This is a genomic window from Pseudomonas extremorientalis (assembly GCF_001870465.1).
GTDB lineage: Bacteria > Pseudomonadota > Gammaproteobacteria > Pseudomonadales > Pseudomonadaceae > Aquipseudomonas > Aquipseudomonas extremorientalis.
On record NZ_MDGK01000040.1, the window covers coordinates 35356 to 48707 of the forward strand.

Annotated in this window: 12 protein-coding genes; 2 read left to right on the forward strand and 10 right to left on the reverse strand. The window is 60.0% G+C overall.

Annotation, left to right across the window (positions count from 1 at the left end; translation table 11 throughout):
- Positions 1-14: 14 nt before the first annotated feature.
- Positions 15-323, reverse strand: a complete 309-nt coding sequence (locus BFN10_RS16175; RefSeq protein WP_071490514.1) for a hypothetical protein — start codon at positions 321-323, stop codon at positions 15-17.
- Positions 324-458: 135 nt separating this feature from the next.
- Between BFN10_RS16175 and BFN10_RS16180 the strand changes: the two genes are divergently transcribed.
- Positions 459-1175, forward strand: coding sequence for a 4'-phosphopantetheinyl transferase family protein (locus BFN10_RS16180; protein ID WP_071490515.1), 717 nt, complete (start codon positions 459-461; stop codon positions 1173-1175).
- A 4-nt stretch (positions 1176-1179) separates the two neighbouring features.
- Here the strand turns inward: BFN10_RS16180 and BFN10_RS16185 are convergent, their stop codons facing one another.
- On the reverse strand, positions 1180-2790 hold the full coding sequence (locus BFN10_RS16185) for an ATP-binding protein (protein WP_071490516.1): 1611 nt from the start codon (positions 2788-2790) through the stop codon (positions 1180-1182).
- Entirely contained in the window at positions 2787-3512 is a 726-nt protein-coding gene (locus BFN10_RS16190) for a response regulator (protein ID WP_071490517.1), read from the reverse strand. The genes BFN10_RS16185 and BFN10_RS16190 overlap by 4 nt, the downstream gene beginning before the upstream one ends.
- A gap of 553 nt (positions 3513-4065) precedes the next feature.
- Here BFN10_RS16190 and BFN10_RS16195 point away from each other — a divergent pair.
- Entirely contained in the window at positions 4066-6963 is a 2898-nt protein-coding gene (locus BFN10_RS16195; RefSeq protein WP_071490518.1) for a ribonucleoside-diphosphate reductase subunit alpha, read from the forward strand.
- Positions 6964-7065: 102 nt separating this feature from the next.
- On the opposite strand, the gene BFN10_RS16200 is transcribed toward BFN10_RS16195, so the two are convergent.
- The 7 genes from BFN10_RS16200 to BFN10_RS16230 form a co-directional block, all read right to left on the reverse strand.
- Positions 7066-8049 (reverse strand): hypothetical protein, encoded by a 984-nt coding sequence (locus tag BFN10_RS16200; RefSeq protein WP_071490519.1) that lies wholly within the window; start codon positions 8047-8049, stop codon positions 7066-7068.
- A 227-nt stretch (positions 8050-8276) separates the two neighbouring features.
- On the reverse strand, positions 8277-9587 hold the full coding sequence (flgE, locus tag BFN10_RS16205) for a flagellar hook protein FlgE (protein ID WP_071490520.1): 1311 nt from the start codon (positions 9585-9587) through the stop codon (positions 8277-8279).
- A gap of 31 nt (positions 9588-9618) precedes the next feature.
- Entirely contained in the window at positions 9619-10344 is a 726-nt protein-coding gene (gene flgD, locus BFN10_RS16210; protein ID WP_058427492.1) for a flagellar hook assembly protein FlgD, read from the reverse strand.
- 16 nt (positions 10345-10360) lie between these two features.
- Positions 10361-10804 carry a flagellar basal body rod protein FlgC gene (flgC, locus tag BFN10_RS16215; protein ID WP_058427493.1) on the reverse strand — a complete coding sequence of 148 codons (444 nt, stop codon included), beginning with the start codon at positions 10802-10804 and terminating at the stop codon, positions 10361-10363.
- 3 nt (positions 10805-10807) lie between these two features.
- Positions 10808-11215, reverse strand: a complete 408-nt coding sequence (gene flgB, locus BFN10_RS16220) for a flagellar basal body rod protein FlgB (protein ID WP_010208346.1) — start codon at positions 11213-11215, stop codon at positions 10808-10810.
- Between the two features lie 308 nt (positions 11216-11523).
- Entirely contained in the window at positions 11524-12351 is an 828-nt protein-coding gene (cheR, locus tag BFN10_RS16225; RefSeq protein WP_027607785.1) for a protein-glutamate O-methyltransferase CheR, read from the reverse strand.
- Between the two features lie 42 nt (positions 12352-12393).
- On the reverse strand, positions 12394-13326 hold the full coding sequence (locus BFN10_RS16230; RefSeq protein WP_071490521.1) for a chemotaxis protein CheV: 933 nt from the start codon (positions 13324-13326) through the stop codon (positions 12394-12396).
- Positions 13327-13352: the final 26 nt, after the last annotated feature.

Genomic DNA, 13352 nt, shown 5'->3' on the forward strand with positions numbered 1-13352 from the left:
CTCTCCAAAGCAATTCAACTGTCCGACAGAGGGATATCATAGCGGCCCTGCAGGTCTTGCGGGCGCAGTTTAATGCCATTGAACTGGCCGGTCAGGTGTTCATAGCCGGCGCGGTAGGCCGGCTGCGGTGTTGCAAGGCCCAGGGACTGGCCCCAGGGCGTGGGTTGGCTGCCCATTTCTTCGAAGCTGACACGCTGGATCAAGGTACTGGATTTCTTGGTTTTCTCACCGCCGAATGCGGCGAAGGCGCCATCGGATGCCTGGACCCCAGCGGTTGCACTGAGCATGGTTAACGCCAACATCAGCTGTTTGATCGCAGTCATGGTGTTACCTCTATGCGTTTGGCTGTATGCCCCAGACTACGCAGCCCCCCCTGAACTCCCCCTGAACAGGCTCTGAACCTCACCTGAACCGCAGTGGGCTATCCTCACGCCCCTCAACTCGGCAAAATACCGACCATGAATCCCTTGCCCGCTTGCTGCACCCCACTCGACGCCCATTGGCCGCTGCCCGAACCGTTGCCCGGCACGGTGTTTCTCAGCACGCGCTTTGACCCGGCCCTGCTCACGGCCGGCGATTTCCAGCGCTGTGCCGTGCCGCCACCGGCGAGCATCCAGCGCTCGGTAGCCAAGCGTCAGGCCGAGTTCCTCGCCGGCCGCTTGTGCGCCCGTGCCGCCCTGCAACAGCTAGATCACCTGGACTGCATCCCCGCGATCGGCGAAGACCGCGCACCGGTGTGGCCCGCGCCTATCAGCGGCTCCATCACCCATAGCACCGGGCATGCCGCCGCGATTGTCGGGCACAAGGCGCAATGGCGCGGGCTGGGGATGGACCTGGAGAATGTGCTGAGCCTCGAGCGGGCCGAGCGGTTGGCGGGGGAAATCCTGACGGCTGATGAATTACTGCGCATGTCCGCCTTGCCAAGAGAAAGGATCGCTCTGTTGGTGACGCTGACGTTCTCCGCCAAGGAGAGCCTGTTCAAGGCGCTCTACCCCATTGTGCAAAAGCGTTTCTACTTTGAGCATGCCGAGTTGCTGGAATGGTCAGAGGCCGGGCATCTGCGGTTGCGACTGCTGACGGACCTGTCCGAAGAATGGTGCCACGGCAAGGAATTGGCGGGGCAGTTCGCGGTGGATGATGGGCAGTTGTTGAGCCTGGTCGCAATCAGCGCCTGATCCATCAGGGTTTCTCTTGATCCCTGGGCCAACTCAAGCTGAAACACGCGCCGCCCAGATTATTGCTCTTGCTGATCAACGCCCGCCCACCGTGCCAGTAGATAATCCGCCGCACGATCGACAGCCCCAGGCCATGCCCGCCCGAGGCACGGGTGCGACTGTCGTCCAGGCGCAGGAACGGCGTGAAGATGCGCTCCCAGGCACTTTCCGGCACACCGGGGCCGTCGTCTTCCACGTCGATGCGGCAGCGTACCTGGCCCACCTGATAACTGATCAACACCTGCCCCTGGGCATGGCGCATGGCATTGCTCACCAGGTTCTGCAGGGCACGGTGCAGGTAACGCGGTTCGGCGTCGACCCAGGCGTCGTCCCAATGCGTCGAAGACAAGCAGATCCCTCGGGCCACGGTCACTTGCGGACGCAGTGGCGATAATTCGCCGATCACCTGGTCGAGCAGCGCATCGAGGTCGACGCGCTGGAAATTCAGCTCCGGCGAGCCTTGTTCCAGGCGCGCATAAGTGAGCATTTCATCCACCAGGCCATCAAGGTCCTGGATGTCGTTGTCCATGCCTTCCAGGTATTTACGCCGAGCCTCGACGGTAGTGGCGTCGCCAACCATCTCCAGGCCGAAACGCAGGCGTGCCACCGGCGTGCGCAGCTCGTGCGACACAGCGCGCACCAGTTCACGCTGGATAGCAAGCAGCTGTTGCAAATGCTCGGCCATGCCATTAAACGCTGCCGCCAGCCGCCCCACCGAATCGGCGCCACGGGCCGGCACGCGGACTTCCAGGTTGCCCTTGGCGATGCGGGTGGCGGCGGCCTCCAGGCCGCGCAGCCGACGCTCAAGCTGGCGCACCAACAGATAGACGATCAGCCCGATCAGGGTCAGGCCGATCAAGGCGATCAGGATCAGCCATTGCGCCGGGTAAGGGTTCATCTGATACAACGGGCCGATCTCCAGCACCCACGGCGTACCGACCATGCCGGCAAACACGCGGATCGAATCGCCGCCCTTGCCCAGGGCCATCACCGTGTCGCCTTCCGAAACCCGCCGACGCTGGTCTTCATCCATATCGGCCTGGTCGAGGGTCATCAGGTGCATATCAAAGCCAAAGCCCTTGGTTTCCTTTATATCTGCCAGGCGCTGCGGCTGTTCGGCCACCGGGAAGCGCACCAGCTCATCGGCCAGCAGGTAGATAGTCGCGCGGGCCAGTTGTTCGCTGATCTGCTGAACCTCGCCTGTAAGAACAAGCTGCTCCTGTTCGCTGACCAAACGCAGCACCCGCGCGGCATGCGGCCCGGTCTGCTCCACCAGCACCTGGCCGCGTTGCAGGCGATTGCGCTGGCTCAAGTCCAGTTGCGCATCGGCCAGCGGGCGCAACTCCAGCGGGATCCCCAGCAAACGCTCCCACACCGCCAGGGCGCGCTGGCGCTCGATGGCGCTCATGGGTTGCAGGTTGTCACCCATCAAGGCGAAGGTGCCATGGGCCAGGCGCTCGCGGTACTGGCCGCTGCGCACCTCGTTGAGCAGGTGCAGGGCCAGCACGCCGAGCAGCGCTACCAGGATCAGCGCCGCGCACATGCCGCCGTATATGCGCAGGAAGATCGAGTTCACAGCGGCATGTCGGCGGCGGCTTCGGGGACGAACAGGTAGCCTTTGCTGCGAATGGTCTTGATCAGGCGCGGGTGGATGGGGTCGTCACCTATCTTGGGGCGTATGCGAGAAATACGCACGTCGATAGAGCGATCCTGGCCGTCGTAGCCGATGCCGCGCAGGGCAATGAAGATTTCTTCGCGGGACAGAATGCGCCCGGCATTCGCCACCAGCAGCCACAGCAGGTCGAACTCGGCGCTGGTCAGTTCGATGCCCTCATTATTCAGCCAGGCCTCGCGCAGGGCGTTGTCCACCACCAGAGGGCCGAATTGCAGGCGGCGCTGGTTCTCCACGGCGGTTGGCTCCGTCGCTTCGCTGCGCCGCAGCAGGGCCTGGATGCGCGCCAGCAACAGGCGCGGACGCACGGGCTTGCACACATAATCGTCGGCGCCCATGTCCAGGCCCAGCACCTGGTCCATATCGTCGGTGCGCGCGGTGAGCATCAGGATCACGCCGTCATAGCACTCACGCACCTTGCGGCAGATGCTCAGGCCGTCTTCGCCGGGCAGCATCAGGTCGAGGATCACCAGGTCGGGCTGTTCGGCGATGATCCGCGCCGCCGCCCGGCCACCATCGCTCTCCACCGAGACCCGCAGGCCGTTGCTCTCCAGGTACTCACGGGTCAATTCGGCCAGTCGCTGGTCATCTTCGACTATCAATACCTGCCAGGCTTCTTGCTCCACGGGTGACCTCAATGTCTGTCATAAAAGGCGGGCATGATGTGGGTCACTTCTTAGCCCGAGGCAGGCGATTGTAGCCATGGGCCAGCCCTCAAACACAAGCCAGGAAATCCATTCGGTGATCAGGTTTTTTTGTGATAGGGTTCGCGCCCTTCGAAAATGGGCCGCTTGTTTTCAGACCGAAACATTTAATGACAAACGGCGTAATCCAGCAGCAATGCGGCCTACACGGCTGTTCTACCTTTCTTACACATTTTACTCACAGCTTTATCCACAGGTTACTGCGTTGCTAACCCCTCGAAAACGCATTATCTTGTACCTCGGCACTACAGAAGACCCTACATGTGGGGTTTTCGAAGAAATCGCCCAACCACACAAGTGGCTCGAAATTCAAGCGTTTTATTGCTAGCGCAGCATGGAACCAACCGATTTTCAGTAGACCAAACCGCTCACGCGGATGGCAGCTGTTTCCCATCCCCGATATGGAAAACGGTACGGGTGTTGCAGGAAGAGCCTGGCACTCGCAATCAAATATAGAACGTGGAGACAACCCCCCATGCAAACCGACACAACTCGCGAGAACCCGCAAGGCTCCGTGCCGCAGGCCGCTGATTCGAACCTGGATCTGTCCGCCACCGCACCTGGCCAACTGCGTGTGATCAAGCGTAACGGCACTGTCGTTCCTTACACCGATGACAAAATCACCGTCGCCATCACCAAAGCGTTTCTTGCAGTTGAAGGCGGCACCGCTGCCGCTTCGTCGCGCATCCACGACACCGTTGCCCGCCTGACCGAACAGGTCACCGCGACCTTCAAGCGTCGCATGCCGTCGGGCGGCACCATCCACATCGAAGAAATCCAGGATCAGGTCGAACTGGCCCTGATGCGTGCCGGCGAGCAGAAAGTCGCCCGCGACTACGTGATCTACCGTGATTCGCGTGCCAAGGAACGTGCGGTACGCTCCCCGGCCGAAGAAGCCGCCGTGCAAGCGCATCCGTCGATCCGTATCACCCTGGCCGACGGCAGCTTTGCACCGCTGGACCTGGGCCGCCTGAACACCATCATCACCGAGGCCTGCGAAGGCCTGGAAGAAGTCGACGGTGACCTGATCCAGCGCGAAACCCTGAAGAACCTGTACGACGGCGTGGCCCTGACCGACGTCAACACCGCCCTGGTGATGACCGCCCGTACCCTGGTTGAACGCGAGCCGAACTACTCTTTCGTGACCGCGCGCCTGCTGATGGACACCCTGCGTGCCGAAGGCCTGGGCTTCCTGAAAGTCGCCGACAGCGCCACCCACCACGAGATGGCTGACCTGTACGCCAAGGCCCTGCCGGCCTACATCGCCAAGGGTATCGAATTCGAATTGCTGAACCCGGTCCTGGCCACCTTCGACCTGGAAAAACTCGGCAAGGCGATCAACCACGAGCGTGACCAGCAGTTCACCTACCTGGGCCTGCAGACCCTGTACGACCGTTACTTCATCCACAAGGACGGTATCCGCTTCGAACTGCCGCAAGTGTTCTTCATGCGCGTGGCCATGGGCCTGGCGATCGAAGAGAAGCAGAAAGAAGATCGTGCCATCGAGTTCTACAACCTGCTGTCGTCCTTCGACTACATGTCGTCGACCCCGACCCTGTTCAACGCCGGCACCCTGCGTCCACAGCTGTCGAGCTGCTACCTGACTACCGTGCCGGATGACCTGTCGGGCATCTACCACGCGATCCACGACAACGCCATGCTGTCCAAATTCGCCGGCGGCCTGGGCAACGACTGGACCCCGGTGCGTGCATTGGGTTCGTACATCAAGGGCACCAACGGCAAGTCCCAGGGCGTCGTGCCGTTCCTGAAAGTGGTGAACGACACTGCCGTGGCCGTAAACCAGGGTGGCAAGCGCAAAGGCGCGGTGTGTGCCTACCTGGAAACCTGGCACATGGACATCGAAGAGTTCATCGAGCTGCGCAAGAACACCGGTGATGACCGTCGTCGTACCCACGACATGAACACCGCCAACTGGATCCCCGACCTGTTCATGAAGCGTGTCTTCGATGACGGCAAATGGACCCTGTTCTCGCCATCCGAAGTGCCGGACCTGCACGACCTGACCGGTAAAGCCTTCGAAGAGCGCTACGAGTACTACGAAGCCCTCACCGAGTACCCAGGCAAGGTCAAGCTGTTCAAGACCATCCAGGCCAAAGACCTGTGGCGCAAAATGCTGTCCATGCTGTTTGAAACCGGCCACCCATGGCTGACCTTCAAAGACCCGTGCAACCTGCGCAGCCCGCAGCAGCACGTGGGCGTGGTCCACAGCTCGAACCTGTGCACCGAGATCACCTTGAACACCAACAAGGACGAGATCGCCGTTTGCAACCTGGGCTCGATCAACCTGCCGAACCACATCGTCAACGGCAAGCTGGACACCGCCAAGCTGGAACGCACCGTCAACACCGCTGTTCGCATGCTCGATAACGTCATCGACATCAACTACTACTCGGTGCCACAGGCGCAGAACTCCAACTTCAAGCACCGCCCGGTCGGCCTCGGCATCATGGGCTTCCAGGACGCGCTGTACCTGCAGCACATTCCTTACGGTTCGGATGCTGCGGTCGAGTTCGCCGACAAGTCCATGGAAGCGGTGAGCTACTACGCGATCCAGGCGTCCTGCGACCTGGCCGACGAGCGCGGCGCCTACGAGACGTTCCAGGGTTCGCTGTGGTCCAAGGGCATCCTGCCGCTGGATTCGCAACAGATCCTCATCGAAGCCCGTGGCCAGAAGTACATCGACGTCGACCTGAACGAATCCCTGGACTGGGCGCCGGTACGTGCCCGTGTGCAGAAAGGCATTCGTAACTCCAACATCATGGCTATCGCACCGACCGCCACCATCGCCAACATCACCGGCGTATCGCAGTCGATCGAACCGACCTACCAGAACCTGTATGTGAAATCGAACCTCTCGGGCGAATTCACCGTGATCAACCCGTACCTGGTTCGCGACCTCAAGGCTCGCGGCCTGTGGGACTCGGTCATGATCAACGACCTGAAGTACTACGACGGTTCCGTGCAACAGATCGAGCGCATCCCGCAAGAACTCAAAGAGCTCTACGCGACCGCCTTCGAAGTAGACACCAAGTGGATCGTTGACGCCGCCAGCCGTCGCCAGAAGTGGATCGACCAGGCGCAGTCCCTGAACCTGTATATCGCCGGCGCTTCGGGCAAGAAGCTGGACGTGACCTACCGCATGGCCTGGTACCGTGGCCTGAAAACCACTTACTACCTCCGTGCCCTGGCCGCGACCAGCACCGAGAAGTCGACCATCAACACCGGTAAGCTGAACGCTGTTTCCAGCGGCGGCAACCACGGTGATGATTCGGTGCTTGCTGCGCCAGCCGGCCCGGCGCCAGTGCCAAAAGCCTGCGCGATTGACGAGCCGGATTGCGAAGCTTGCCAATAAGCTGAGCCTGCCTTGGGTTTAACCACCCAAGACTGAAAAGCCCCCGATATATCCATGGTGTATCGGGGGCTTTTTTTGTCGGGCTACAGGCAAGTACGCTGACTAGAACAAGATGGTCGCAACACCCGATTTAGGCACACCGCCTCGCCCTCCCCACAACTCAACCCGGCCATTGATGACCGCCATCGAGTGTCCGTCGTACTCCACGGTGCCCACCTTGCTGTTTCTCAAATCGGCGTCGCTCGCAGGCCGGTAGCGCCCCTTCAACCCCAGTCGATCCAAGCCCTCACGCGAATCCTCGCCATCATTGAGGCTATCCATCGCTGCCCGGAAACTTCTCCCAGCCGTGCCGTCGTTATTTTCCATCTGCGCCCGCTTGGCGCTGGCGGCATACATGAAGTTGGCGTCCGTCATCATTGCCGGGTCATCCCCCTTGAATTGAGCATGCCTGGCCGCTTGCTTCACTTCGTCTTTGGTCAATGACAGCTTGAAGCCATCGCGCATTGTCACGTCGTAACCGTTTGCAGTCTCCTTCACGTCCTTGAAGACATCGGTAGGCTTCTGGCCATACTGCATCATGGCGGCTTTGATGGCGGAAACCGTGATGCAATTACCATCGGGGCCCTGACTGAATCCGCTCCAGATATTGTCAGGCTTTTTTCCGGGGTTGCTGTTATCCGGCCTGTAGTTGAAGTGCCTTGCCCCTTCAGTAACCGGCTTGTTGCTCATGGACTCAGAGGGCCCGAAATCACTTCGGGGAACGCTGGGACCGCGACGACCGCCTGGCGACACAGGGGGCGCAGGTGGCTGTGAATCCTCGTCTTCGGGAAACCACTGTTTCAACAGCTGCCTGAGAAACTCACGAAACTGTGCATCAGCGGCCTCAATCATTGTGTTGAGGATTTCCTTGAACTTCTCACTCCCCAATTTCTCACGTAACGCATTCAACTTGTCGCGCGTATCCTGAACCACCTGATTCTTGCCGGTCTGTTGCGCATCGAACAGCTCGCCGAGCAACTGCTTCACCGCAGACACTTCAGCCACCGGCGCAACCGCAGGTGTATCGCCGCCTGCCTGGCCAGGCATATACCCGACACGCCGAGCGCCTTGCCCGGACACTCCTGAATGCCACATTCCCCGCCCCCCTTTGATTGGTGAGCCACCCAGGCTCTGGTTCAATCAGTGGCAGAACAGGTCAAGCGCGTTCCTTCCCAAGCTTCAAAGCACGTAACCTGATATGTCATCGGCACTTTTTCTTACGCCCACAAAAAAGCCCTTCTTACGAAGGGCTTTTTGTGCAGCGCTACCGCATATCAGGTCATCTGGATGATGGTCTGCATGATGGTGCTCTGGGTGGAGATGGTCTTGGCGTTCGCCTGGTAGTTGCTCTGGGCCTTGATCAGGTCTACCAGCTCGTTGGTCAGGTTGACGTTGGAGTTCTCCAGGGAGTTGGCCACAATCGAACCCAGGGTACCGGCTTGCGGGGTGTCATAACCCGGCTGGCCCGAGGCGAAGGTTTCTTTCCAGGTAGTGCTACCGGCAGGCTGCAGACCCTGTTCGTTGTTGAAGCTGGCCAGCGAGATCTGGCCGATGGCCTTGCTCTGCTGGTTGCTGAACGTGGCGAACAGCACGCCGCTGCCGTCGATTTTCAGGCCGGTGATCTGGCCGGTGGCGTAGCCATCGGTGACCGGTGGGTTGCGGTAGGTGGCCGAGTTGTACTGGGTGATGTTGGCCATGTTGACGGCGATACCTGCTGGGTTCGCATCTGCACCGTTGGCCTTCCACACACCGTTGGTCACGGTGCCAGGAACCCAACCGCTAATGGTCAGGGTCTTATCAGAGACACCACCGGTGACCACACTGGTGAGCTTGCCGGCGCCGTCAAAGGTCAAGGTCGATGGCACAGGTGGAGTCGATGGGGTGCCGGTTGGCGCCGAACCGTTGGGGTTGCGACCATCGATCAGGGTATAGGCATTCCACTTGTTACCGTCGGTTTTCACCAGGTACTGCACCATCGGGTGCGCGTTGCCCTGGGAATCGTACAAGGTGGTGCTGTACTGGGTGGTAAAGGTGCTGGTGTCGTTCGGGTTGAACGGCTTGGCCACCTGGTCGATCACCGGCTCCGAGGAGTTCAGGTTACTGGTGGAGTCCACTTTGGTGGAGGCCTTGGGCGGCAGGTTCGACAGGTTCAGTTGCAGGTCGGTCAGGCCGCCCTTGATGATCTTGCCATCGGCATCTGCCGCGTAGCCTTGCAGGCGCGAAGTGCCGGTATTGTTGGTGATGTAGCCGTCTTTGTCGGCACGGAAGGCACCGCTGCGGGTGTACTCCAGCGAACCGTCGCTGCCCTTCTGCACGAAGAAGCCGCCACCCTGGATCGCCATGTCCAGGATACCGCCGCTGCCGTTGACGTCACCCTGGGTGAATTGCTGCGACACGGCCGCCAGGTTCACACCGTTGCCGATGCTGTTCTGGCCGGTGCCCAGCTTGGACGCGGCGTAGATGTCGGCGAATTCCGCACGGGACGACTTGAAGCCAGTGGTCGCGACGTTGGCGATGTTGTTGCCGGTCACGTCCAGTTGTTTGTTGGCCGCATAGAGGCCGCTAAGGCCGATGTTAAAAGACATGTTTCTCTCCCTCTGCCGTATTTAGCCGGCTCTATGTACCGATAGTCTGAATTTGCGACAGCTTGACGCTGCCCATGCCGCCCGCCAGGTTCAGCAGCATTTCGCCGCCGGTCTTGCTCAGGGTCACGCTCGTTACCGTCGCGGGCAGCGAAGTGGCCAGGGCCACGGAGTCGCCCTTGTCGTTCTTGGTGGTGGCGTTGAAGGTGTAGGTGCCCGCCGGGGCAACCTCGCCCTTGTCGTTCTTGCCATCCCAGATGAAGTTCTGGGTGCCGGCGCTCTGGGCACCCATGTCGATGGTGCGCACCACGTTGCCGTCTTTGTCGGTGATCTTGACGGAGACGTTGCCCACCGCCGAGGTCACCGCCACCGAACCGGTCATGCTCTTGCTCGTATCAACCATGGCCTTGTCGGTCTGGATGATGATCGAGCGCCCGACCAGCGACGAGGCCTGCAACGCCTGCGACGAGCTGAAGTTGGTGGAGATCGCATTCACCGAGTCGTTCAGGGTGTTGATGCCTTCCAGGCTGCTGAACTGCGCCAGTTGCGCCACGAACGCGCCGTTGTCCTGCGGCGACAGCGGGTTCTGGTTTTTCAGCTGGGTTACCAGCAGTTGCAGGAACGCATCCTTGCCCAACGCCTGCTTGCCCGTCGCCTTATTGGCGGCGTCGCTGACGCTGCTGTTGTCCTGGGCGTTCTTGACCTTGGAGTTGAACAGGTCCTGGACCGGCGTGTTGTTTGATGTATCAACGATGGCCATTATTTGGCGCCCCTTATCACTGACCCAGGGTCAGGACCTTCTGCATCATGGTTTTGGCGGTGTTCATCATTTCCGCATTGGTCTGGAACGAGCGGCTGGCGGAAATCATGTCAGCCATTTCCTCGACCACGTTGACGTTGGGGTAGTAGACATAACCCTTTTCGTTCGCGGCGGGATGGTTGGGTTCGTAGCGCGCTTCAAGGTTGCTCTGATCTTCAACCACACCGAGTACCTGCACGCCGGAGCCGGCGGCACCCTGGTCCTGGAACAGCGAATCACTGCCGCCGTTCTGGCCAGCCTGGAACATGGTGGCGAACACCGGGTGACGGGCGCGGTAGGTCTGGTCAATGCTCGAAGACACGGTCTCGGCGTTGGCGATGTTACTGGCGACGGTGTTCAAACGCGTGGTCTGCGCGCTCATGCCACTGCCGGCAATATTGAAAACACTGGACAGGGACATGGCTTACTCTCCACGCAGGGCTGACATCAGCCCTTTGAATTTGCTGTTGAGCAGGGTAAAGCTGGCTTGGAAGTTCACCGAGTTCTCGGCGTAGGCCGATTGCTCCAACTGGGCGTCGACGGTGTTCTGGTCGATCGACGGCTGCATCGGCGTGCGATACAGCAACGACTCGTCGCCATTGCTCAAGCCTTGCGCTTCGATATGACGGCTGTTGGTCATGTTCAAGGCGAAGGTGCCGTTCTTGGTCTTGTCTTGCTGTGCGGCGAGCACGGCGGAGAAGTCCAGGTCCCGAGCCTTGTAGTTCGGGGTGTCGGCGTTGGCAATGTTGTTGGCCAGGACTTCGGCACGCTGGGCGCGGAAGCCCAGGGCTTGTTCGTGGATACCGAGCGCTTTATCGAAGCTGATGCTCATGGCGGAAACCTTCAAGGGCTGACCTGCTTTTCGTTACCAGGGTTATAGCAAGGTGCATGCCAATCTGACGAAGGCCCGTAGATCAAGGGTTCTGGAGGAGGTTGCCAGCGGCAATGCCAGAAAAGCGGCAAGCGGTTTCCGCGTGGCGCCAGTAAAGCGGCAATGAGGGTTGCCGCTTTACTTCGGTTTGCCGCAAAACAAATGTGGGAGGGGGCTTGCCCCGATGGCAGCGGTTCAGTTGATACATCGATCACTGACACACCGGCATCGGGGGCAAGCCCCCTCCCACATTTTTGACCGCGTCAGCCTTACTTGGCCTGGTAGATGATCCCCGGGCTGCACTGCACCATCTGGAAATGGTCCGGCAGACCGTTCAGCGCCTCAGAAGCGCCAAGGAACAGATAACCACCGCGCTTGAGCGTGCCGTGGATGCGCAACAGGATGTCTTTCTTCACTTCGGCCGAGAAGTAGATCAGCACGTTGCGGCAGAACACCATGTCGAACTTGCCCAGGCTGGCATAGCTGTCTAGCAGGTTGAAGGAGCGGAACTCCACACGGTTCTTGATCGGCGCCTTGACCGCCCAGCGTCCCGCCCCTTTCGGGTCGAAGTAACGCTGCAGGCGTTCCTGGGACAAACCACGCCCCAGGGCCAGGCTGTCGTACTCGCCGGTCTTGCAGTTGGTGAGCATGGTGCCGGACAGGTCGGTGGCCACGATTTGCGCCCCGGCCTTCAACTGGCCCATGTTGGTCCGCTCGAACTCATCGATGGACATCGAAATAGAGTACGGCTCCTGCCCCGAGGAACAGGCGGCCGACCAGATGCGCAGGCGCTGGCCCGGGCTGGCCTTGATGGCCTCCGGCAGCACTTTGCTCTTGAGCACTTCAAACGGGTAGGTATCGCGAAACCACAGGGTTTCGTTGGTGGTCATGGCATCGACCACCATCTCCTTGAGCCCGCTGCGCGGCTGGCCCTGGATGCGCTGGACCAGCTCACCCAACGACTTGATACCCTGCTGCTCCATCAGTTTGTTGAGACGGCTGGATACCAGGTACTGCTTGTTTTCACCGAGCAATATGCCACAGGCTTTTTCCAGGAAGACCCGGAACTGTTCAAAATCCAAATTACCTGTAGACACTGATACCGCCTCTAAAATCGTATGACCGCCAAGGGAAACACCTTAGCTGTGATCTGCTGCCTTGATCCGGTCGACAACCCGGGATGCCAGGTCATCAGGACGGAATTTGGCCAAAAAGTCATCGGCACCGACCTTCTTGACCATCGCCTGGTTGAATACACCCGACAACGAAGTATGCAGGATGATATGCAATTTTTGCATGCGTGGATCGTTGCGGATCTCGGCCGTGAGGGTATAGCCGTCCATTTCCGGCATCTCGATGTCGGAGATCATCATCAAGAATTCTTCCTCCGGCTTCTTGCCGTCGTCCACCAGCTTGCGCAGGTAGTCCAACGCCTGGCGACCATCATTGAGGGCGACCACTTCAACCCCGACGGTTTGCAGGCAACGGGTCACCTGCTTGCGCGCCACGGACGAGTCGTCCACCGTAAGCACGCGCAGTGAGACTGCCTTGTGCGCGGTTTCGGCGTCCACCACACCCACGGAGATCGACTCAGAAGTAGGCGCCACTTCGGCGAGGATTTTCTCGACGTCGATGATTTCCACCAGCTGGTTGTCGACCCGCGTCACCGCCGTAAGGTAGTGATCGCGACCGGTGCCCTTGGGTGGCGGATGGATCTCTTCCCAGTTCATGTTGACGATGCGCTCCACCGAGCGCACCAGGAAACCCTGGGTCTTGGTGTTGTACTCGGTAATGATCACGAACGGGTTTTCGCGGTCCTGCAGCCCGGCGGAACCGGTGGCCAGGGCCAGATCAAGAATCGGGATCGTCGCGCCACGTATGTTGGCAACGCCACACACCACCGGGCTGGACTTGGGCATGATCGTCAGCTTGGGGCATTGAAGCACTTCCCGCACCTTGAACACGTTGATGCCATACAACTGCTTGCCGTCCAGGCGAAAAAGCAACAACTCCAGGCGATTCTGCCCCACCAGCTGTGTGCGCTGGTTTACTGAATCCATTACTCCTGCCATGCCTTGACTCCCACGCTAAAACCTTC